Source organism: Haloferax prahovense (assembly GCF_000723845.1).
Taxonomy (GTDB): Archaea; Halobacteriota; Halobacteria; order Halobacteriales; family Haloferacaceae; genus Haloferax; species Haloferax prahovense.
The window spans coordinates 1719245-1738905 of sequence record NZ_LK053000.1 but is presented as its reverse complement, the minus strand read 5'-3'; the positions used below and the strand labels follow the sequence as shown (position 1 = coordinate 1738905).

The window sequence follows — 19661 nt, the reverse complement described above, 5'->3', positions numbered from 1 at the left end:
TTAATACTTAGAAATTAACTCTCAGGCGAGTGAGTCCCTCGATTACCTCCGAGGCGAGTGAAACCGCCGATTCGGGGCGGCGGGGCGGGAACCGAACGCGAGGGGGCAGATGGGAACGCCTAACAGCGCCGCCGGCGCAGGTTCCCCCATGCCCGAATCCGACGCAGACCTCCGCGCCGCCAGCGAGACGGCGGTCCGCCAGTGTCTCGACCTCCAGCCCGACGAGTCGCTCGTCGTCGTCACCGACGACAAACGCGAGCGCATCGGCGAGGCGCTCTACGAGGTCGCCAGCGAGGTGACCGACGACGCCACAATCGTCCGCTACCCGCCGGGCAACCAACACGGCGAGGAGCCGCCCGCGCCGGTCGCCGCCGCGATGCGGTCCTGTGACGCCTTCCTCGCGCCGACGACGAAGAGCCTGAGCCACACCCGCGCCCGCGGCGACGCCTGCGACGCCGGCGCTCGCGGCGCGACGCTTCCGGGAATCACCGAGGAAGTGTTCGTCACCGGCCTCGACGCCGACTACGACGCCATCTACGACCACAGCGCGGCGATGCTCGACGCCGTCGGCGACGCCGACGAACTCCGCGTCACGACCGAGAAGGGCACGGACATCACGTTCGTCCGCGGCGACCGCGAGTGGCTCGCCGACACCGGCGCAATCGCAGACGCCGGCTCGTTTTCGAACCTCCCCGCGGGCGAAATCTTCCTCAGCCCCGCGTCCGCGACGGGCACCTACGTCGTCGACGGGACGATGATGCCCCACGGCCTCCTCGACGAGGGACAGGAACTCCGCTTCGAGGTCGAAGACGGCTACGTCACCGAGATTTCCGACGACGACATTCGCGAGCAGGTCGAGGCCGCCGCAGAGGAAGTCGGTCGGGACGCCTACAACCTCGCCGAAATCGGCATCGGAACCAACGTCGGCGTGACCGACCTCGTCGGCTCCGTCCTGCTCGACGAGAAGGCCGCGGGCACGGTCCACATCGCCATCGGCGACGACGCCGGCATCGGCGGCGACACCGACGCGCCGCTCCACCTCGACGGCATCATCCGCGAGCCGACGGTGTACGCCGACGGCGAGGAAGTCGACCTGCCGCAGCCCTGAGCGGGTTCGCGCCGCGACCGCGGCCGGCCGTTCGGTTCGCCGAACGGGCGTCCTGCCACCGACTCTCACGCCGAAACGGAGAAAGGCGGCTTTTTACGGCCTGATGGGCTAGCGACCCGTATGAGCCTACCCGACGCCGGCGAGCGCGTCCCCCTCTCCTGTCCGACGTGTTCGCCCGACGAACCCACCGTTCACGAGGTGCTGAAGCCCGGCGGTCACTCGACCGTCCGGTGTACCGAATGCAGCCACGTCCACAAGGAGAACGTCGAGATTCCCGACGAAACCGAGATGAACGTCGTGGTCTCGCAGGACGGCGACTCCGTCTCGACCGAAGTGCCCGTGCCGGTCGGCACGACCATCGAGGTCGGCGACGAGTTCATCGTCGACACGCCCGAGGCGATTCAGCTCGTGCGCATCACGGGCATCGAAGTCGGCCCCGAACAGCGTGCCGACGAGGCCGAAGTCGCGGACGTGAAGACCGTCTGGACCCGCGTCGTCGACAACGTCGCGGTCAACGTCACCATCCACCCGAAGGACGGCAAGCGCGAGGACACCCGCAGCGTCACCGTCAACGTCCCCGGCGACTACGAGTTCGTCGTCGGCGAGACGGAGGCGTTCGGCGACGAGGAGGTCGAAATCGAAGGACTCGTCGTCCGCTCGGACGCCCCGGAGTACCGCCACGGCAAGCTCGACCACCCCGGCGACATGGTGTACGCGAAGGACGCGAAACGCGTCTACGCCCGCGACCAGAGCTCGGCGGCGTGGTCGGCCTGGTAAGACGGAACCGAGCCACTCCGACCCGCCGACGAGCCGTTCCGCCCGCCCAACACACGACCTTTTGTCTCCCGACCCGTCGGTGCGACCATGCCTACCCGCGACCGGTCGCAGTCGTCGGTCGAATCGCTCGCGCTCCTATGGGCCGCCCGCGAGAGCGGGGTCATCGACGCGCTCACGACGAGCGCCGGCACCGCCGAGGCCGTGGCCGAGACCGCCGGTATCGACCCCCGAGCCGCCCGCATCACCGTCGAGGCGCTGGCCGCGATGGGCTTCATCAAACGCGTCGGCGACGAGTACGAGATAACCAACCGCGCGCTCGGCTTCCTCGCCAAGCGCGACGTTCGCTCCATCGGTCGCCTCCCGCACGCGCTCGACCGCTTTTCGCTCTCCGCCGACCTCCCGGAGACGATGGCGTCCGGGGAGTCGCCCGCGTTCCCGGACGACTGGCTTCGGAACCGGCTCGGCGCGCACGACGCCGCCGAGGAGTCGGTCGTCCGCGCCTGCGTGACCGCCGCGGTCCGCGAGGCCCCCGACGCGACGCGCGTCCTCGACCTCGGCGGCGCGTCGGGCGTCTTCGCCCGCGAGTTCGTCGCCCGCGGCCGCGACGTGACGCTCGTCGACGACGCGGACACCGTTGAGGTCGTCCGACCGCTCCTCTCGCGCGCCGGCGTGGACCTCGTCGCGGGCGACCCGACCGACCCGCCGGCGTCGGGATTCAGCCTCGTCTTCGTCGGCGACGCCTTCGCCGGGCGCGACCCGGACGGCGCACGAGCGCTCGTCGCTGGCGCGCACGACGCCCTCGAACCCGGCGGTGCGGCGGTGTTCGTCGATAGTCTCCACGGGCGCTGTCCGACCGAGGCGACCGCGGGGCGGGCGGTGGACGCGCTCGCCACCGGTCGCGGCGACCTCCACGACGAGCCGACGGTTCGCTCGTGGGTCGAATCGGCCGGATTCGGCGGCTGTACGGTCCGAGACGTGCCGGGGACCGACATGCAGGCGGTCGTCGGCGAGCGTGCGGTTGATTAGGACCGACCTCCGAGTTCGGCTATGGACAACTCGGTGCTGCGCGACGACATGGTCGACGGCCTGGAGCACTCGCTGGAGTCGCTCCCGGAGGCCGTCTCCATCGCCATGCGCAGCGTCCCGCGACACGAGTTCGTCACCGACTCGCCGTATCAGAACCGCCCGACCGAGCACCGCGACACGAACACGACCATCCTCGCGCCGACGACGGTCGCGCGCCTCCTCTCCGCGCTCGACCCCCAGCCGGACGACGAGGTGCTCGTCGTCGGCGCGGGCGTCGGCTACACCGCCGCAGTCCTCGCCGAAATCGTCGGCGACGCTCACGTCCACGCGGTCGACATCACGCGCTCGCTCGTCTACGAGGCGCGCGAGAATCTCCAGCGCGCCGGCTACGGCGGCGTCCTCGTGGACTGCCGCGACGGCGCGGAGGGGCTGGCCGACTACGCGCCCTTCGACCGCATCCTCGTCGAGGCCTCGGCGGTCCGCCCGCCCGCGCGACTCCTCGCGCAACTCGCCGACGACGGCCGACTCGTCATGCCGAAAGGCGTCGGCGAGCAGACGCTCGTCGCCGTCGAGGACGGCGAGGTGGCCGAATCGTTCGGCCCGCTGTCGTTCAAACCGCTGCTCGTGGACGGCGAGCAGACGGGGAGCATCGTCAGAAACCGGACGCGACGCGAGGACCCCGAGTACGAGGGCCGGGGCTGGCACGCCGGCCACGGCTGGGAACAAGACTGGATAGACTGGGGCGGTCGCGGGTAGAGTGAGGCGAAAGCGGGACGCTCCGACGCGTCGGCCGGCGCGACAGTCACGCTTCTCCGGGCGCGGGAATCACCAACCTACGATTTAGCTACGGAGCGCGTAGTTAGAGCCGGTGAATTAACCATGGAAAAGAACGTCGGCGGCTACGACCGTATCGCGCGCGCCGTCCTCGGACCGGTGCTCATCGTCGTCGGGGCGGCGAGCCTCGCGGGCTTCCTGACCATCGCGGCCGGAACCCTCGGACTCGTCGTCGCGGTTGCGGCGCTCCTCGTCGGGGCTGTCCTCGCGACCACGGCGGTCACCCAGAAGTGCCCGCTGAACGACCTGCTGGGCTTCAACACCTACGAGGGCGCGAAGACGACCGAGACCGAATCCGCGGGCAAGCCCCGCGTGCAATAATCATTTTCGAGTGGGCCGCGAGTGTCGCCCCGTGTTTCGATGTGTGAACCACGCAAGCGGACGCCTCGCAGCCAGACCCTATTATCAAAACAGATATCCCGCGGGAAACACCTTTCTCGCCCCTCCCGAGACCAGGAGTAGCGATGACGCCACCACTCCCGACGCGGGAACAGCTCCCGGACGACCTCCTCGAACGGGCCAACTGGGTCGGGTGGCGAACACAGACGCGCAGTGGAGCGGAAACGACGGTTCTGAAGGACGCGACCGGCGGGCCCGCGTCGGTGACCGACCCTTCGACGTGGACGACGTTCGACGAAGCGCTCGCGTCCGCGCGGGACGGCCCCACCGACGGGGTCGGGTACGTTTTCACCGACGACGACCCGTTCGTCGTCGTCGACATCGGCGAGTGCCGCGACAGCGAGACCGGCGCGACCGAGCGCTGGGCGTGGGAACTCGTCGACCGCCTCGACTCCCGCACGGAGGTAACGCCCTCGGGGACGGGGTATCGCGTCCTCGTCCGCGGGACGCTTCCGTCGGGGGGCGGCCGAACCGGGAACCTCGAACTCTCGGACGGTGCGGGCTTTTTCCCCGTGACCGGCGACCGCCTCGAGGGCACGTCCGCGGCGATTGCCGAGCGGAGCGACGTGCTCGCGGCGATTCACGGCGCGTACTTCGAAGCCGACCCGGAACCCTCGCCGACCCCGGCGGTCGAGTCGGTCGCTCCGGATTCGCCCGAAACGCCCGTCGACGCACGTCTCGACGAGGTGAGCGGCCCGAGCAACGACCTCGCGGACGACGAGGTTATCGACCGCGCTTCGACCGCCGTGAACGGCGTGAAGTTCACCCATCTGTGGCGGGGAGACACGAGCGGCTACGACGACCGCGACGAGGCTGACGCGGCGCTGTGTTCGATTCTCGCGTTCTGGACGGCCGGCGACGCGCGCCAGATGTGCCGCCTGTTTCGGGACTGCGGGCTCTTTCGGCCGAAGTGGGACGAGGTGGCGCACGCGGACGGGTCGACCTACGGCGCGAAGACGGTCCACCGCGCGATTCGAGAGACGAGCGAGTTCTACGACCCGTCCGGCTGGTCGAGCGCGGTTCGGCCCGCGGCGACGCCCACGGACGAGGACCGACGGGGTGACAGCCGGTCCGACAGCGCGCTCGACGGACAGTCCGACGACCCGGGGAGTGAACCGCGGGGACCGCCGCCGACCACCGCGTCGCCGGTCGGCGAGCGCGAAGCGTTCGACCGCTTCAGCGAGCTCCGGGCGCGGCTCGACGAGGCTGTCGACGAGAACCAGCGACTCCACGACGAGCTCGACGCGGAGCGCGAGCGACGACGCGACCTCGAAGCCCGGAGACGCGGCGGCGGGGACGGAGAGAGAGACGAAAAAGCGGGGCGCGGGTGGTCGCTGTTCGACTGGCTTCGGTCGTGAGCGACGCTACGTTAGCTGTGTTCTGAGCGAATTCACGATTTGAGTCCGCTTCCGGTGAGCGGTACGACCACGTCGGCGTCGCGGTCGAGGACGCCCGAGAGCCGCAGTTCGCGGAGCGCCGCGGGCGCGACGGCGCAGGTCGGTTCCGTGTAGAAGCCGTGGCGATGGAGCCTGTCGAGTTCGTCTTCGACCGCGTCGGACGAGAGCGCGATGGCGTCACCGCCGGTGTCGTCGAGCGCCTCGTGAATCTCGGCCTCGCGGACGGGGTCGAGAATCTGGATGCCGTCGGCCACGTCGTTCGTCTCGTCGGGCGTGTGGTGGCGGGCGTCGGCGATGGGCGAGTAGCCGGCGGCCTGCGCGCCGTACAGTTCGGGTATCCGGTCGGTCCAGCCCGCTTCGTAGAGCGCACGGAAGCCGCGGTACGCGCCGAGGAAGAGCGTCCCGTGGCCGAGCGGCGTGACGACCGCGTCGGGAACCGACCAGTCGCGCTGGGCGGCGATTTCGTAGGCGACGGTGGCCGTCCCCGAGAAGAAGGCGGGGTTCCACGCGTGGCTCGCGTACCACGCGTCGTCGGCCTCGACGGCCTCGACGCAGGCGTCGGTCACGTCCTGTCGAGTGCCTTCGATGCGGACCGGTTTGGCGCCGGCGCGCTCGATGGCGCGGACCTTCGAGGGCTTGACCGACGCGGGCACGTAGATCTCGGCGTCGATGCCGGCGCGGGCGGCGTAGGTCGCGACGGCGGCCCCCGCGTTGCCCGACGAGTCCTCGACGACGCGCTCGACGCCGAGTTCGGCGGCGAGAGAGAGCATCGTCGTCGCGCCGCGGTCCTTGAACGAGCCGGAGGGAAAGACGTACTCCAGTTTGAACGAGGCCTCCCACTCGGCGGCGTCGACGAGGGGCGTCATCCCCTCGCCGAGGGTCGCGTGCGGCTCGGTCGGAAGGAACTCGTCGAACGCCCAGAGCCCGTCGCGGTAGTCGAGGTCGGCGTCGCCGGGGGCGGCCGCCGACGGCGTCGGGTCGGACGCGAAGTCCAGCGGCTCGCCGCAGGTGCAGCGCCAGCGCCACGCGTCGTACGTCTCGCCGCAGGCGTCGCACGCGAGCCGGAGCCGAGCGGGGAGGTCGTGTGATGTCGTCATGGGAAGTGAGGTGGGTGTGGGGTGGGTGTAGGGTGGGTGTGAGGTGGTTCGGGTGAAGTGAGCCAGCAGTCAGTACGTGTCGAGGTCGATGCCGACCGAGCAGACGTACTCGCCGGAGGCGACCTGCGGGAGGCGGCGCGCCCGCCAGAAGATGCCGTCGTGGTCGGCGGTGACGCGGGCTTTGAGCTTCCCGAACACGTCCGTCACTTCGAACACCACGTCGCCGGCGGAGACCCGCTCGCCGAGGTCGCGCTTGAACCGGACGAGGCCGCCGACCGGCGAACCGTACTGGTCGAAGCCGCGGGCGCGGGTCTGGGCTTCGAGCTCCACGTCGCCGTCGAGGAAGTCGTAGCCGCGGAGGACGTTGTAGACGCCGCGGACGCCCTTCTCGATGCTCTCTTCGTCCCAGCCGACACAGCCGCCGAGTTCGGGGTCGATAGTCGGGATGCCAGCGTCCGGGCCGGCGCGGGCGAGCTGGCCGTCGGGGCCCTTCTGGTCGAGGACGTAGCCGCAGCCGAACGTCTTGGCGAGTCGGAGGCACTTGGCGTGCATCCGGTGGTGACGGCCGCAGCGGACGCGGACCTCGTCTATCATCTGGCTCGTCGAGCCTTGGTGGAGGTCGACGATGAGGTCGGCGTCGCGGGCGGCGGCGAACGTCGCGGCCGCGGTGCGCTCCGAGGAGGTGCCGCGCTCGTCGCCGGGGTACGCCCGGTTCATCTTCGTGTCGTCTATCGGGTTGCGGTGCTGTGCGACCTGAAAGGCGTGGTAGTTGACGATGCCGACGACGAGAATCGTGCCGGAAATCTCCGCGGGGTCGAGCTGCGGGACGACCCGCTGGATGACGCCGACGCCGTTGAGTTCGTCTCCGTCCGAGGCCGCCTGCATGTAGAGCGTCTTGCCCGACGACGCGCCGTTGATGACGGCGACGGGTAGGCCGACGCTCCCGCCGTCGCGGGACTCGCCGACTTCGAGACGGCCCACGTCCATCTCCCCGGGGGCCGCACTCGCCGTTCCCAAGGTAATCATATCGCCAACCTCGGACCCGCCTCCCTTTAGGGGTTCGGTCCGCTGACCCCCCGAGGAAAGCGTTGCCGCTATGGTCTCGCGGCCGCTACCGGCGACCGTGACAGACGACGTTCCCGAACGGCCGCCGACGGGGGGACTGGTACAGGCGCTGGACGTGCCACGAAACGCCGCTATCGGGGCGGCCGTCGGCCTCGCGTTGGCCGTCGTCGCCTACCTCTTTCGGGTCCTCGAACTGTTCGGCCCGTTCGCCGGCACCCGCGAGTATCCGATACTCGGCCCCGAGGGCTGGTTCCTCATCCTCGCGTTCGTCCTCGCCTCCGCGACGGCGCTGCTCGTCGCGACAGTGCTCACGCTCGTCTCGGCGTATCGACTGAGTAAAACGCTCTGAGCCGTCGGTTCGGTCGGTTCCGACAGTTCGTCCTCGGCCTACTCGTCGAACTCGCGCTCGTCGCCGACGAGTTCGCCCAGTCGCTCCGCGCCGGCTCTGGTCCCTTTCGCGATGATGAGGTCGCCGCCGTGGAGCCGCGTTTCCGACCCCGGCGAGACGACCCACTCGCGGCCGCCGGCCCGGCGGACCGCGATGACGCGCATCCCCGTCTCGGTCTTGACGCGCCGGTCGCCGAGGGTCGCCTCCGCGAGGTCGCTCCGGGGGGCGACCCGCAGGCGGATGATGACCTCGTCGGACTCCTTGACCGCGGCGGCGACGACCGGGTGGGCGTCGATGCCGCGGAGGACGCCCTCGGCGATTTCGAGCGCGGCGTCGGAAATCATCTCGGTCGCGCCCGCGAGTTGGACGAGTCCGCGGAGCGAGACAGGGTCTTCGACGCGGCTCGCCGCGCGGAGCGTCCACGCCTCGAACCGGGACTTGAGCGCGTCCACCTCGGCTTCGAGCTCCTCGACCTCCTCGGCGACGCCCTCGCTGTCGAACAGCACCGCGCCGTAGGCGAGGTCGACCGCGAGTTCGCTCATGTCTTTCATCAGGACGATGGAGTCGACGGCGCGTTCGAGGTCCTCGATGGTCGACTCCGGCACGTCCGGCGGGTCGTATCGGAGGCCCGTGGCGGCCTCGTGGACGGTCTGAAGGCCGTCGTCGCGGCCGCGGAGGAGGAGCACGTCGTCGGCGCGGAGCGCGGTCTCGTGGTCGGGGTTCGTCACCCACTCGCCGGCGCGGTGGATGGCGACGACGCGGACGCCCGTCTCGGTCTCCATGTTGATGTCGCCGAGCGTGCGACCCGCGTACGGCGACTCGTCGGTGAGTTCGCACCGGATCGTCGTCTCGACCGCCTCCGGAAGCGCCGCGCGGATGGCGTCCGGGAGGCCGATGTCCTCGATGACGACCTTGGCGATGTCGCCCGCGGCGTCCGAAATCTTCTCCGCCGCGCCGACGACGCCGAGGACGGGAGCGAGTTCCTCCGCGTCTTCGGGGCTGCGGGCGGCCATCATCAGGCTCATGCGCGCCTGTAGTTGGAGGATGTCCATCCGCTCTTCGAGGTCGAGAACCTCGGCCGCGAGGTCCTCGTTGCCGTGGAGGACGGCGGAGTACGAGAGGTCGATGAGTAACTCCGCGGTGTCTTTCATCTCGGCGAGGACGGCCTTGACGCTGACAGGCTCGTACTCGATGTCCTCCGGATTCATGCGCCCGCCTTCACGACGGGACGGCAAAAGGCTTGCCAGGAGTAGTGGTGCCACCGTAGTTCGAGAGAACTACGTCGCCGGCGCATATGACTTCGTGGGTCGCCAGAACGGCGCGCGCGGCGCTCTCGGGAGCCCCCGTATAAGGGGACCGAAAATAACGACAATTGTCGAACACTATTTTAGACACCGACTTCCCACGAAATCGGCAGACGGGGCTGCCGTTGTATGTGTATGGCGGTCGATAACATATGAGTGAAAACGATAACGCTTTTTTGATATGGTAGGCAACGTTCTGGGTATGTCAGGCGAACTGAAGCGGGGGCTGGAAGGTGTGCTGGTCACCGAATCGAAACTCAGCTTCATCGACGGCGACGCGGGACAACTCGTTTACTGCGGTTACGACATCGAAGACCTCGCACGGGACGCAAGTTACGAGGAAGTACTCTATCTCCTGTGGCACGGAGCGCTTCCGACGGGCGAGGAACTCGACGCGTTCTCCGACGAGCTCGCGGCCCACCGCGACCTTGACGACGGCGTCCTCGACGTGGCACGCGAACTCGCCGAACAGGACGAGTCGCCGATGGCGGCGCTCCGAACGCTCGTCTCGGCGATGTCGGCGTACGACGAAAACGCCGACTTCGAGGACGTGACCGACCGCGAGGTCAACCTCGAGAAGGCAAAGCGCATCACGGCGAAGATGCCGTCGGTGCTCGCGGCCTACGCCCGCTTCCGTCGCGGCGACGACTACGTCGAACCCGACGAGAGCCTGAATCACGCGGCGAACTTCCTCTACATGCTCAACGGCGAGGAGCCGAACGAGGTGCTCGCCGAGACGTTCGACATGGCGCTCGTGCTCCACGCCGACCACGGACTGAACGCCTCGACCTTCTCCGCGATGGTCACGTCCTCGACGCTCTCTGACCTCTACAGCGCAGTCACGTCCGCAATCGGCACGCTCTCGGGGTCGCTCCACGGCGGCGCGAACGCGAACGTCATGCGGATGCTGAAGGACGTCGACGACAGCGACATGGACCCGACCGAGTGGGTCAAAGACGCCCTCGACCGCGGCGAGCGCGTCGCCGGGTTCGGCCACCGCGTCTACGACGTCAAGGACCCCCGCGCGAAGATTCTCGGCGCGAAGTCCGAGGCGCTCGGCGAGGCCGCCGGCGACATGAAGTGGTACGAGATGTCGGTCGCCATCGAGGAGTACATCGGCGAGGAGAAGGGCCTCGCGCCGAACGTGGACTTCTACTCCGCGTCGACGTACTACCAGATGGGCATCCCCATCGACCTCTACACTCCCATCTTCGCCGTCTCGCGCGCCGGCGGCTGGATTGCGCACGTCCTCGAACAGTACGAGGACAACCGCCTCATCCGGCCCCGCGCCCGCTACACCGGCGAGAAGGGTCTCGACTTCCCGTCGGTCGACGAGCGATAGGCAGCGAGTCAACGAGTCGCACGCGACTTTTTCCCGTTCCCCGTCTCCCGGAGCGACGCGTCGTCCCCCGCGGTCGCCCCGTTCCTCGCTTCCGCGTTCTCCGCGCCGTTCCGCGTCGCCGGTTCCGTCTCGCGGTCAGTCGTCTTCGCCCGCGTCGTCGACGCCGACGCTTCCGCGTTCGACCATGAGCGAGTCGGCGTGGCCCGCCCAGTCGGCGTAGTAGAACGCGACGAGCGCGAACAGCCCCATCCACGTGAACGACAGGACGATGCCGATGCGTGCGCCGAGCGGGCCGTAGTCGAACACCTCGACGAGCAGGTAGGACGCGCCGACGAAGAAGCCGAACACCCCGGTCAGTCGAGCGACGAAGGGGATTCGCGTCGCGCCCGCGCCCTGCAGCGACCCGGAGAGACCGACGAAGAGCGCCAGTCCCGGCGCGGCGAGGCCGTAGGCGACGGCGAACTTCACGGCCCACTCGAGGTCCGCGCCGCCGCCGGAGCCGACGAGGCCGACGATGGGCTCGGTGAACGCCGCGAGGAAGAGCCCGATACCGCCGACCGTGACGACCGACAGGAGCGCCACCACCCCGCCTTGATACCGCGCGGTCTCGCTGTCGCCCGCCCCGAGCGCCTGCCCGACGAGGACGCTGGCGGCGACGTTGTAGCCGCGCGCCAGCGGGCTGGCGACCTGCTGGTAGACCCGGCGGCCGATTTGGAAGCCGGCGTTGACGGCGTCGCCGAAGCCGAGGAGCAGGGCGTTGAACGGGAACTCGGCGAGTTCGGCGGCGAGGCCCTCGCCGACCCGCGGGGTGGCGATACGCACGAGTTGGCTGGCGACCGTCCGGTCGCGGGGCCGAACCAGCGAGGTCGGCGACGCGGGTCGGGCGAGCGCGGCGAGGAGCAGTCCCGCCGAGAGGACGTTGGCGGTCGAGGTCGCGAGTCCGACACCCAGCACGCCGAGCGCGGGCAGGCCGACGAGGCCGAAGCCGAGACCGACCGACAGACCGATGTTGACGACGTTGGCGAAGACGTTGACCAGCATCGGCGTCCGGGTGTCGCCGACGCCCTGAAGCGACCGCGAGCCGACGAGCGAGACCAACCGGGCGGGCGAGGTGGCGAAGATGACCGCGAGATACGTCGTGCCCAAGGCGACCGCCCTGTCGCTCGCAGGGAACGCGCCGATGGCGGCCTCACCCAGCGTGAACCCGAAAATCAGGAACGGGATGCCAGCGAGGAACGCGAGGAGGAGCGCCGTCGAGATGGCCTCGCTCCGGTTGGCGTCCGCGCCGCTCCCCGTGTCCTGACTGGAGAGCGCGATTGCGCCGCCGCCGAGTCCGAGACCGATTCGGAGGGGAAACCGAGCGTAGAGGTCGGCGAGGCCGATAGCGACGACCGCGGCGGGAGAGAGCGCGGCGGTGACGGCCACGTCCACGGTCCGCATCGCCGTCTGGGCGGTCTGCTCGGCCATCACCGGCCAGGCGAGCGAGAAGATGCGCTTCCAGACCCGCCGGAGGCGGCCGAGGTTCATGCCGAGGCCACGGACCTCGCGCAGTTGACAGTATCGGAAGCGGCGGTCCCGTCGGGCACTCTCGATGCGACGCCCGAATGACGAGTGTCATACGCGAGCGATGGGTCGCCGCTGTCGTGCGTTTTCACTTTCACTCCGGGTGGGGGACGTTTATATGCACGGGGACCAGAAAGACAGTTGCACGTCACACGCGTGCATTCCCCCTTTCCCCTTTCCCGACCGACGAGCGACGGCGACGGCGCGCGTTGACGGAGCCGAATCCGAGTCCTCAACCGACGACCATGAGGGTTGACATCACGGCCCTGATACGGACGAGTTCCCGAACGATTAAACACAGACACGGGCGATTTCTGACCATGCTCACGCTTGACGACGTACGCGCCGCCCGCGAGCGCGTCGAAGCGGTCGCCCGATGGACACCGCTGGAGTACTCGCACACCTTCTCGGAGATGACGGGTGCAGAGGTGTACCTGAAACTGGAGAACTCCCAGCGCACGGGGTCGTTCAAGATTCGCGGGGCGACGAACCGCATCACCACGCTCTCCGACGAGGAGAAGGACGCGGGCGTCGTGACCGCGAGCGCCGGCAACCACGCGCAGGGCGTCGCGCTCGCGGCGTCGCGAGCGGGCGTGAACTCGAAAATCGTCATGCCGGAGTACGCGCCGATTTCGAAGGTGAAAGCCACCGAGCGCTACGGGGGCGACGTGGTCCTCTACGGCAACGACTACGACGAGGCGCAGGCCAAGGCCCACGAAATCGAGGCGGACGAGGGCCGGACCTACGTCCACGCCTTCGACGACGAGTACGTCATGGCCGGACAGGGAACTATCGGCCTCGAAATCGCGGAGGACTGCCCCGACCTCGACACCGTGGTCGTCCCCATCGGCGGCGGCGGCCTCATCTCCGGCATCTCGACGGCCATCAAAGCGCAGTTCCCCGACGTCCGCGTCATCGGCGTGCAGGCCGAGCAGGCCTCCAGCGCCGCGGACTCGTTGAACAAGGGGTCGATTCAGACCATCGACGAGGTCGACACCATCGCCGACGGCATCGCCGTCCGCAGAATCGGCGACAAGCCCTTCGAGGTCATCCGCGAGCGCGTCGACGAGGTCGTCACCGTCTCCGACGAGGAAATCGCCGTGGCGCTGACCTACCTGCTCGAACGCTCGAAGACGCTGGTCGAGGGCGCGGGGGCCGTCGCGCTCGCGGCGCTCGTCTTCCAGAAGTTCGACTACGAGGAGGGCGAGGTCGTCGTCCCCGCGCTGTGCGGCGGCAACATCGACATGAACACGCTGACGACCGTGGTGATGCGCGGCCTCGTCGAGACGGGTCGGTACCTCAAGATTCGGACCGAACTGAAGGACCGCCCCGGCTCGCTCGAACAGCTCATCGAAATCATCGCCGCGGAGAAGGCGAACATCTACGCCGTCAGGCACGACCGCACCTCCCGGAAAATCGCGCTGAACGCGACGGAAGTGGAAATCGACCTCGAAATGCGCGGGCCCGACCACGTCGATTCGCTCCTCGGAGAGCTCCGCGACGCGGGCTACGACGTGGAAGTCCTCGACTGACCGCGTCGCCGAGAGCGGTCGGGAACCGGGTTCGAGACCGGCCGCTCAGACGAGTCCAGTGACACCGATAAACACGAGGAGCGCACCGATGCCGCGGGAGAGCCAGACGGGAGCGTCGGACTCGCGGGACTCTTCCGAGGGCGAGCGGCGGAGGAACTCGAACCCGAACGCGTGGACTCGCGCGGGGAAAACGAGGTACGCGACGCCGAGAACCACGGCTCCGGCGTACCCGGCCTGCCACAGGAGGTTCATGTTCTAAATCCGAACTGTCCGGACATATCTTCGTCGATTCGTGGAATCCGACGAACGCCGCTTTTGGCTCTGTTGAAATCCCCAGCCACTGATAGTTTTTCGAGGCCGTGCTGAACAGAGGGCGCGAATCGGCCGTACGTGTCAGGGATGATTCTTGAGACCCTTATCTCCCAGTACATCCTATTCGACGTACCGATGGCCAGCACGGAACACGAGTATGACGGCTACACCCCGATGGACTACGATGCGGACTGCGAGGCAGACGAGGTGTACCAGAGGTGTCTGTCCTATTTCCTCACGCACGCACCCATCGAGGGCGATGATACCGTAGTCGATATCGGTACGGGCACAGGTATCGTCGCGCTCGAACTTGCGTCGAAGTGTGACCACGTGTTAGGACAGGACATCTACGACGAGTGGCTCCGATACGCTCGTGAGAAGGCTGAGCGTCGCAGTATCGAGAACGTCTCGTTTGACCGCGGGTCGTTTCGTGAACCGAACGTTGAGGAACCGGTGGATGTCGTCGTTGCGAGCTACGCTCTGTACATGGCCTACAACGAGGGTGGTGAGGACGAATTACGCGCTGCCATCGACGGACTCACGGCGTTGAATCCGCGTTGCATGGTCGTGGCCGACAAGATGCACTTCGGGCCGGTGCAGTCCCCAAGCGATTACGAGACACTGCCATCGATGGGAACCATCGCTAATCTCCTCGCAGGTGCAGGCTTCACGCTCGCCGATGTCGAGATTATCACTGATTCGGTCGGTGTCATCATCGCCACCCGATGAGTGTGTGCTGAACTCATCTTGTATGTTGCGCGCACTTCCTGTCACGGTCTGAGGATTTCAACAGAGCTCCGCGTTTCTACCCGGACGATTATGTCGAATTCGGGCGGGAGACCCCGCCTACGATGATTTTCAGTTCGTGGGAAGCATGCGGGGATTGACTCTCCCCCAATACGAAGGCCTTTAACAAGGAAGTCCCCGCTTCCCGGTTCGCCTCGGCGCCAGCGACCCCGCACCCAACCATGCTCGACCCAGTCATCGCCAGTCGGCTGCAGTTCGCGCTCACGACCATCGTCCACATCATCTTCCCGGTGATGAGCATGGGCCTCGCGCCCTTCCTCATCTACTTCACGTGGAAGGATATCCGAACCGACGACCCCGTGTACGAACAGCTCAGGCGGTTCTGGACGAAGATTTTCGCCGTCTCGTTCGTCGTCGGCACCGTGACCGGCATCGTCCTCGAGTTCGAGTTCGGGACGAACTTCGCGGCGTTCTCGACGGCGGCCGGCGAGCTGTTCGGCGGCCCGCTCGCCACCGAGGGGATGATGGCGTTCATGCTCGAAGCGACGTTCCTCGGGGTGTTCGTCTTCGGCCGCGAGAAGGTCTCGGACGCCCTGTACATGGTTTCGGCCGTCGCCGTCGGCCTCGGTACGTGGCTCTCGGCGGTGTGGATTCTCGTCGCCAACTCCTGGATGCAGACGCCGCGAGGATACGAACTCGCGCGCGAAAGCGGCCAGCTCGTCGTCTCGCTCGTCGACCCCATCGCGGCGTACGCCAACCCGCGGTTCCCGTGGATGTTCGTCCACATGCAGAACGCCGCGGTGCTGTCGGTCGCGCTGTTCATGGCCGGCGTCGCGGCGTACCACGTCTGGCAGCGCGGCATCGACGCCGACGACGACCGCGAGGGCGCGCGCTTCTGGCGGAAGACGCTCAAAATCGCGCTCGTCGTCCTGCTCGTGACCGCACCGTTTCAGGCGATTCACGGCGACGCCTACGGCCGACACGTCTACGAGACCCAGCCGCAGAAGTTCGCCGCCATGGAGGCCGTCTGGGAGACCGACAGCTACGTCCCGGAGTACATCTTCGCCATCCCGACGAGCCTCGAACACATCACCGACCCGCGCGCCAAGGAACTGCTCGGCATCGGGATTCCCGGCGGGGCGTCGTGGCTGGCGAGCGGGGGTGACCCCCAAGCCGAAATCACCGGCTTGAACGAGTTCGACACGGAGGCCCCGCCGGTCGCAATCGTCTTCTGGTCGTTCCGGCTCATGGTCGCCGCCGGCTTCTGGTTCATCCTGTTGGCCTTCTGGGCGGCCTACCGCTGGTGGACCGACGACCTGTACGACGACGACCTGTTGCACAAGGCGTTCGTCGGGTCGTCGCTCCTCGGCATCTTCGCCGTCGAGGTCGGCTGGATAGTCACCGAGGTGGGCCGACAGCCGTGGGTCATCCAGGGCGTCCTCAAGACGGCAGACGGCGTCTCACCGGGGCTCACCGGCTTCGAGGCGACGCTCACGCTCGTCGGCTTCGCGGTCGTGTACTCCGGCCTGCTCGCGCTCTACACCTACGTGATTCGCCGCATCATCCGCGAGGGACCGCCGAGCGTCGACGAGACGGCGGCGGGCGCGGAGACCGCTTCCCCCGCGGGGGTGACCGGCGATGACTGACTACGGCGCGTTCGCCACCGACCCGCTCTTCGGCCTGCCGCTGCAGGAGCTGTGGTTCGGGCTCGTCTTCTTCATCCTCGGGATGTTCCTGTTCCTCGACGGTTTCGACTTCGGCGTCGGGGCCATCTTCGCGACCCGCGACGACGACGAGGAGCGCGAGACGCTGCTCGCCGCCATCGGCCCCTTCTGGGACGGCAACGAGGTGTGGCTCGTCGTCTTCGGTGGCGCGCTGTTCGCCGCGTTCCCGGCGGTGTACGCGAACCTCTTCAGCCGCCACTACCTGCTCATGTTCGCCATCCTCGGGGCGCTCATCCTCCGCGGGCTCGCCCCCGAGATGTACGAACAGCGCCACGACGAGGCGTGGCAGACGTGGTGGGGTCGGGCATTCGTCGTCGGCAGCGTGAGCGCGCCGTTCCTCCTCGGCGTGTTCGCCGCCCACTGGCTCCTCGGCGTCGAGTCGCTCCTGTCGCTGCCCGGCGTCGTCGTCGGCCTCGCCGTCGTCGCGCTCACCGTCGTCGCCGGCGTCGGCTTCCTCGCCATGAAGACCCGCGGGAGCCTCCAGCGCGACGTGGCCGACTACGGCCCGCGCGCGATGGCCGCCTACCTCGCGCTCGTCGTCGTCACGCTCGGCTACCTCGTCGCCGTCCGCCCCGACCTCGGCGTCCTCGCGCCGATTCCGCTGGCGCTCGTCGTCGTCAGCCTCGCTGCCGCGGCGGGCTACCTGCTCGCGCTCCGCGACGGGCGCTACACGCTCGCGTTCGCGACCGTGCCGGTCCTCGTGTTCGCGTTCGTCGCGCTCGTGGCGACGCTCATGTTCCCCTTGGCCGACCCCGCGACCGGATTGACCGTCGCGGACGCCATCGTCTCGGTGCTCCCGCTGAACATTATGAGCGTCGCGTCGGCGCTGTTGTTGCCGCTCGTGTTCGCCTACTTCGGCATCCTCTACTCGACGTTCAGCGGGCCAATCGAAACCGGCGAATCGTACTCCTGACCGACTGCAATCGACCCTTCCCCCACAACCAATCCACCCATGGCTACGCTCCCCAACACAACCCCAACCACCGAATCGCTCACGAAACCGCTGACCCTCCTCGGCCTCGGACTGGTCGCCGTCAGCGTCGCCGTCGCGGGGTTCGCACTCCAAGACGGCGACGTGGTCACCGCCCTCGGGATGGGACTGTTGTTCGCTTCGGGCGTCCTCACGACCGGCATCAGCCTCTCCGGGAAGTCGGTCTAACTGACGGGCTGCGACCGGCTCGCCCCGCCGCGGACCCGGTCGTTCCACCCTATTTTATCACGTCGTGGCGAAATCCACCGCGTATGAAGCGCGTCATCGAGACCGACGAAGCGCCGGCCGCGGTCGGTGCGTACAGTCAGGCGACGACCAACGGCTCGCTGCTCTACACGGCGGGGCAGATTCCGCTGACGCCGGACGGTGAACTCCTCGACGACGAGGACATCGCGACGCAGACGACGCAGTCGCTCGACAACGTGATGGCCATCCTCGCGGAGGCCGGCGCGGACGCGAGCGACGTGCTGAAGACGACGGTGTTCCTCGCCGACATCGACGACTTCGAGGAGATGAACGAGACGTACGCGACCTACTTCGACGAGGAGCCGCCGGCCCGCTCGGCGGTCGAGGTCGGCAACCTGCCGAAGGGCGTCGGCGTCGAAATCGAGGCCGTCGCCGTCGTCGACGAGGAGTAACGTGGCCCGCCGCGTCCGGTCCGCGCTCGCGTGGGGCGCAGCGAGCCTCCTCCTCGTGGGCGTCCTCGCGCAGGGCGCGGTCCTCCTCGGACTCGGCATCGACGTGTCATTCGGGGCGGTCGCCGCGGTGGCGGTCGCGTCCGGCGTCGCCGTTGGGTCCGTGACATACGTCATCGAACCGCGACTCGAACGGAAAGGAAGGGCTTAAATTATCCAGGCGGGAACGTTGCGTTGTAAGCCAGGATGGCCGAGCGGTAAGGCGCACGCCTGGAAAGCGTGTTCCCTCTGGGATCGGGGGTTCAAATCCCTCTCCTGGCGCTTCTTCCGAACTCAACTCACGTAGCAGCGCGTCTCGTCGCGCTGCGGACTGCGAGTTCGGGAGAACGCCTCTGAGGATTTGAACCAGGGAGCGAAGCGAACAGAGTGAGCGGAGTGACTGAGATTTAAATCCCTCTTCTGGCGCTTCTCTGCAAAGCCACATCTGCGACCCAAACCCCCGCCGAAAACACCAACCCAAACCCCCGCCGTTCGCGCCCGAAGCACATAGCTTCTCTCTCAATCGCCGGCCGACGAGAACCGTCGCCGAAGTCTATCGCCCCGCCCGCCAAGGACCACTTACGTCGAAACTGGCAGGGCACCCCCAGTTCGACGCGACCCGAGGCACTACCACAGACCCAACCTACGGCACCGCCACAGAAGCGACCGTATCAACTGTTCGGACAAAACATTCATCCCCATGGGATACGATACCACGATTGACAATGCCTGACACCAAGACCGGCCGCGAGAAGAAGGGCCTCAACAAGCGGACCCAGCTCACCGAGCGGCTGTACGAACGAGAGTTATCGGTGTTAGACGGAGACGACGACGAGCCCCCGCTCGACGCCGCGAACGACGACACCGACGGCGAGTTCCTCGCGGACGAACTCCCCGACGACGACTGACGGCGCGACCGCCGACCACGCGAATTTTTATCCGGCGCAGCAGAATGTGTGAGCGTGCACCACCGCGCGAACTACGCGACCGTGTTTATCGGGTCGCACCTCCACCCCGAAGGAGAGACGCTGGACCTCGACTGGGCGGACGACGCCGGAAACGAGACGGCGACGTTCGAGTTCGACGTCCCGACCGACGACCCGCGAGAGCCGTACCTCGGTATCCAGGCGTTCGACGTGGGCGAGTACGGCCACGAGATTCAAATCAACGGCGACTCGCTTTCGGGGTTCGACATCCCGCCGAGCGACGGCTGGCAGTACTGGGTCGACACCGTGACCGGCGCGAGCCTCGTCGAGGGCTCGAACACCATCCGAGTCGTCCGCGACGACGGCGGCGACGACGCGTTCGCCGTCGGAACGGTGACGGTCCACTGGAAAGAGCCGGTCGAAGAATAGCGTATAAAGAGGCTCGGCCGGGACAG

At 67.8% G+C, this 19661-nt stretch carries 22 protein-coding genes and 1 tRNA gene; 18 read left to right on the top strand and 5 right to left on the bottom strand.

Translation table 11 applies throughout. The annotated features are described in order from the left end of the window. Positions 1-148 precede the first annotated feature (148 nt). The 6 genes from BN984_RS08710 to BN984_RS08685 all read left to right on the top strand — a co-directional run bounded on the left by BN984_RS08710 (position 149) and on the right by BN984_RS08685 (position 5502). Positions 149-1108, top strand: coding sequence for an aminopeptidase (locus BN984_RS08710; protein WP_008091704.1), 960 nt, complete (start codon positions 149-151; stop codon positions 1106-1108). Positions 1109-1228: 120 nt separating this feature from the next. Continuing rightward, positions 1229-1885 carry an HVO_0476 family zinc finger protein gene (locus tag BN984_RS08705; RefSeq protein WP_049968044.1) on the top strand — a complete coding sequence of 219 codons (657 nt, stop codon included), beginning with the start codon at positions 1229-1231 and terminating at the stop codon, positions 1883-1885. 87 nt (positions 1886-1972) lie between these two features. Then, positions 1973-2911, top strand: a complete 939-nt coding sequence (locus BN984_RS08700; protein ID WP_049968043.1) for a class I SAM-dependent methyltransferase — start codon at positions 1973-1975, stop codon at positions 2909-2911. A 21-nt stretch (positions 2912-2932) separates the two neighbouring features. Next, on the top strand, positions 2933-3667 hold the full coding sequence (locus tag BN984_RS08695; protein ID WP_004973396.1) for a protein-L-isoaspartate O-methyltransferase family protein: 735 nt from the start codon (positions 2933-2935) through the stop codon (positions 3665-3667). Between the two features lie 123 nt (positions 3668-3790). Beyond that, on the top strand, positions 3791-4066 hold the full coding sequence (locus tag BN984_RS08690; protein ID WP_049968042.1) for a YgaP family membrane protein: 276 nt from the start codon (positions 3791-3793) through the stop codon (positions 4064-4066). A gap of 143 nt (positions 4067-4209) precedes the next feature. Continuing rightward, positions 4210-5502 (top strand): phage NrS-1 polymerase family protein, encoded by a 1293-nt coding sequence (locus tag BN984_RS08685; protein ID WP_049968041.1) that lies wholly within the window; start codon positions 4210-4212, stop codon positions 5500-5502. A 32-nt stretch (positions 5503-5534) separates the two neighbouring features. Here the strand turns inward: BN984_RS08685 and BN984_RS08680 are convergent, their stop codons facing one another. Together BN984_RS08680 and BN984_RS08675 are read right to left on the bottom strand one after the other, a co-directional pair. After that, complete coding sequence (locus BN984_RS08680) at positions 5535-6638, bottom strand: pyridoxal-phosphate dependent enzyme (RefSeq protein WP_049968040.1); 1104 nt, start codon at positions 6636-6638, stop codon at positions 5535-5537. Between the two features lie 69 nt (positions 6639-6707). Further along, positions 6708-7664 carry a succinylglutamate desuccinylase/aspartoacylase family protein gene (locus BN984_RS08675; RefSeq protein ID WP_008091694.1) on the bottom strand — a complete coding sequence of 319 codons (957 nt, stop codon included), beginning with the start codon at positions 7662-7664 and terminating at the stop codon, positions 6708-6710. A gap of 70 nt (positions 7665-7734) precedes the next feature. On the opposite strand from BN984_RS08675, the gene BN984_RS08670 reads away from it, so the two are divergent. Beyond that, positions 7735-8052 (top strand): DUF7536 family protein, encoded by a 318-nt coding sequence (locus tag BN984_RS08670; RefSeq protein WP_004973404.1) that lies wholly within the window; start codon positions 7735-7737, stop codon positions 8050-8052. A 38-nt stretch (positions 8053-8090) separates the two neighbouring features. Here the strand turns inward: BN984_RS08670 and BN984_RS08665 are convergent, their stop codons facing one another. Further along, the gene (locus BN984_RS08665; protein WP_004973407.1) at positions 8091-9299 is read right to left on the bottom strand and encodes a potassium channel family protein; all 1209 of its coding nucleotides are present in this window, start codon (positions 9297-9299) and stop codon (positions 8091-8093) included. 298 nt (positions 9300-9597) lie between these two features. On the opposite strand from BN984_RS08665, the gene citZ reads away from it, so the two are divergent. After that, the gene (gene citZ / locus BN984_RS08660; protein WP_008091691.1) at positions 9598-10737 is read left to right on the top strand and encodes a citrate synthase; all 1140 of its coding nucleotides are present in this window, start codon (positions 9598-9600) and stop codon (positions 10735-10737) included. A 135-nt stretch (positions 10738-10872) separates the two neighbouring features. Here the strand turns inward: citZ and BN984_RS08655 are convergent, their stop codons facing one another. After that, positions 10873-12264, bottom strand: coding sequence for an MATE family efflux transporter (locus tag BN984_RS08655; RefSeq protein WP_049968039.1), 1392 nt, complete (start codon positions 12262-12264; stop codon positions 10873-10875). 356 nt (positions 12265-12620) lie between these two features. On the opposite strand from BN984_RS08655, the gene ilvA reads away from it, so the two are divergent. Continuing rightward, positions 12621-13832, top strand: a complete 1212-nt coding sequence (gene ilvA / locus BN984_RS08650; RefSeq protein WP_008091686.1) for a threonine ammonia-lyase — start codon at positions 12621-12623, stop codon at positions 13830-13832. A 45-nt stretch (positions 13833-13877) separates the two neighbouring features. On the opposite strand, the gene BN984_RS08645 is transcribed toward ilvA, so the two are convergent. Further along, a complete protein-coding gene (locus BN984_RS08645) occupies positions 13878-14084 on the bottom strand; it encodes a hypothetical protein (RefSeq protein ID WP_008091685.1) in 207 nt (68 codons plus the stop codon). A 147-nt stretch (positions 14085-14231) separates the two neighbouring features. Here BN984_RS08645 and BN984_RS08640 point away from each other — a divergent pair, with 147 nt between their 5' ends. The 9 genes from BN984_RS08640 (at position 14232) to BN984_RS08600 (ending at position 19635) form a co-directional block, all read left to right on the top strand. Beyond that, a complete protein-coding gene (locus tag BN984_RS08640; RefSeq protein WP_049968038.1) occupies positions 14232-14873 on the top strand; it encodes a class I SAM-dependent methyltransferase in 642 nt (213 codons plus the stop codon). A 239-nt stretch (positions 14874-15112) separates the two neighbouring features. Continuing rightward, on the top strand, positions 15113-16537 hold the full coding sequence (locus tag BN984_RS08635; RefSeq protein WP_008091682.1) for a cytochrome ubiquinol oxidase subunit I: 1425 nt from the start codon (positions 15113-15115) through the stop codon (positions 16535-16537). Next, positions 16530-17528 carry a cytochrome d ubiquinol oxidase subunit II gene (locus tag BN984_RS08630; RefSeq protein WP_008091681.1) on the top strand — a complete coding sequence of 333 codons (999 nt, stop codon included), beginning with the start codon at positions 16530-16532 and terminating at the stop codon, positions 17526-17528. The genes BN984_RS08635 and BN984_RS08630 overlap by 8 nt, the downstream gene beginning before the upstream one ends. A 39-nt stretch (positions 17529-17567) precedes the next feature. Next, positions 17568-17774, top strand: a complete 207-nt coding sequence (locus BN984_RS08625) for a hypothetical protein (RefSeq protein WP_008091679.1) — start codon at positions 17568-17570, stop codon at positions 17772-17774. Positions 17775-17857: 83 nt separating this feature from the next. Continuing rightward, on the top strand, positions 17858-18244 hold the full coding sequence (locus tag BN984_RS08620) for a RidA family protein (RefSeq protein ID WP_008091676.1): 387 nt from the start codon (positions 17858-17860) through the stop codon (positions 18242-18244). A 1-nt stretch (position 18245) separates the two neighbouring features. Beyond that, positions 18246-18452 (top strand): hypothetical protein, encoded by a 207-nt coding sequence (locus BN984_RS08615; protein WP_004973426.1) that lies wholly within the window; start codon positions 18246-18248, stop codon positions 18450-18452. A gap of 29 nt (positions 18453-18481) precedes the next feature. After that, positions 18482-18562 (top strand) — tRNA-Ser (locus BN984_RS08610). A gap of 443 nt (positions 18563-19005) precedes the next feature. Further along, complete coding sequence (locus tag BN984_RS08605) at positions 19006-19188, top strand: hypothetical protein (RefSeq protein ID WP_008091674.1); 183 nt, start codon at positions 19006-19008, stop codon at positions 19186-19188. Positions 19189-19242: 54 nt separating this feature from the next. After that, positions 19243-19635 carry a DUF7383 domain-containing protein gene (locus tag BN984_RS08600; RefSeq protein WP_049968037.1) on the top strand — a complete coding sequence of 131 codons (393 nt, stop codon included), beginning with the start codon at positions 19243-19245 and terminating at the stop codon, positions 19633-19635. Positions 19636-19661 lie beyond the last annotated feature (26 nt).

Bases quoted from the DNA above. Each gene is read 5' to 3' on its own strand.
- BN984_RS08710 (WP_008091704.1), top strand. From the start codon at position 149: ATGCCCGAATCCGACGCAGACCTCCGCGCCGCCAGCGAGACGGCGGTC.
- BN984_RS08705 (WP_049968044.1), top strand. From the start codon at position 1,229: ATGAGCCTACCCGACGCCGGCGAGCGCGTCCCCCTCTCCTGTCCGACG.
- BN984_RS08700 (WP_049968043.1), top strand. From the start codon at position 1,973: ATGCCTACCCGCGACCGGTCGCAGTCGTCGGTCGAATCGCTCGCGCTC.
- BN984_RS08695 (WP_004973396.1), top strand. From the start codon at position 2,933: ATGGACAACTCGGTGCTGCGCGACGACATGGTCGACGGCCTGGAGCAC.
- BN984_RS08690 (WP_049968042.1), top strand. From the start codon at position 3,791: ATGGAAAAGAACGTCGGCGGCTACGACCGTATCGCGCGCGCCGTCCTC.
- BN984_RS08685 (WP_049968041.1), top strand. From the start codon at position 4,210: ATGACGCCACCACTCCCGACGCGGGAACAGCTCCCGGACGACCTCCTC.
- BN984_RS08680 (WP_049968040.1), bottom strand. From the start codon at position 6,638: ATGACGACATCACACGACCTCCCCGCTCGGCTCCGGCTCGCGTGCGAC.
- BN984_RS08675 (WP_008091694.1), bottom strand. From the start codon at position 7,664: ATGATTACCTTGGGAACGGCGAGTGCGGCCCCCGGGGAGATGGACGTG.
- BN984_RS08670 (WP_004973404.1), top strand. From the start codon at position 7,735: ATGGTCTCGCGGCCGCTACCGGCGACCGTGACAGACGACGTTCCCGAA.
- BN984_RS08665 (WP_004973407.1), bottom strand. From the start codon at position 9,299: ATGAATCCGGAGGACATCGAGTACGAGCCTGTCAGCGTCAAGGCCGTC.
- citZ (WP_008091691.1), top strand. From the start codon at position 9,598: ATGTCAGGCGAACTGAAGCGGGGGCTGGAAGGTGTGCTGGTCACCGAA.
- BN984_RS08655 (WP_049968039.1), bottom strand. From the start codon at position 12,264: ATGAACCTCGGCCGCCTCCGGCGGGTCTGGAAGCGCATCTTCTCGCTC.
- ilvA (WP_008091686.1), top strand. From the start codon at position 12,621: ATGCTCACGCTTGACGACGTACGCGCCGCCCGCGAGCGCGTCGAAGCG.
- BN984_RS08645 (WP_008091685.1), bottom strand. From the start codon at position 14,084: ATGAACCTCCTGTGGCAGGCCGGGTACGCCGGAGCCGTGGTTCTCGGC.
- BN984_RS08640 (WP_049968038.1), top strand. From the start codon at position 14,232: ATGATTCTTGAGACCCTTATCTCCCAGTACATCCTATTCGACGTACCG.
- BN984_RS08635 (WP_008091682.1), top strand. From the start codon at position 15,113: ATGCTCGACCCAGTCATCGCCAGTCGGCTGCAGTTCGCGCTCACGACC.
- BN984_RS08630 (WP_008091681.1), top strand. From the start codon at position 16,530: ATGACTGACTACGGCGCGTTCGCCACCGACCCGCTCTTCGGCCTGCCG.
- BN984_RS08625 (WP_008091679.1), top strand. From the start codon at position 17,568: ATGGCTACGCTCCCCAACACAACCCCAACCACCGAATCGCTCACGAAA.
- BN984_RS08620 (WP_008091676.1), top strand. From the start codon at position 17,858: ATGAAGCGCGTCATCGAGACCGACGAAGCGCCGGCCGCGGTCGGTGCG.
- BN984_RS08605 (WP_008091674.1), top strand. From the start codon at position 19,006: ATGCCTGACACCAAGACCGGCCGCGAGAAGAAGGGCCTCAACAAGCGG.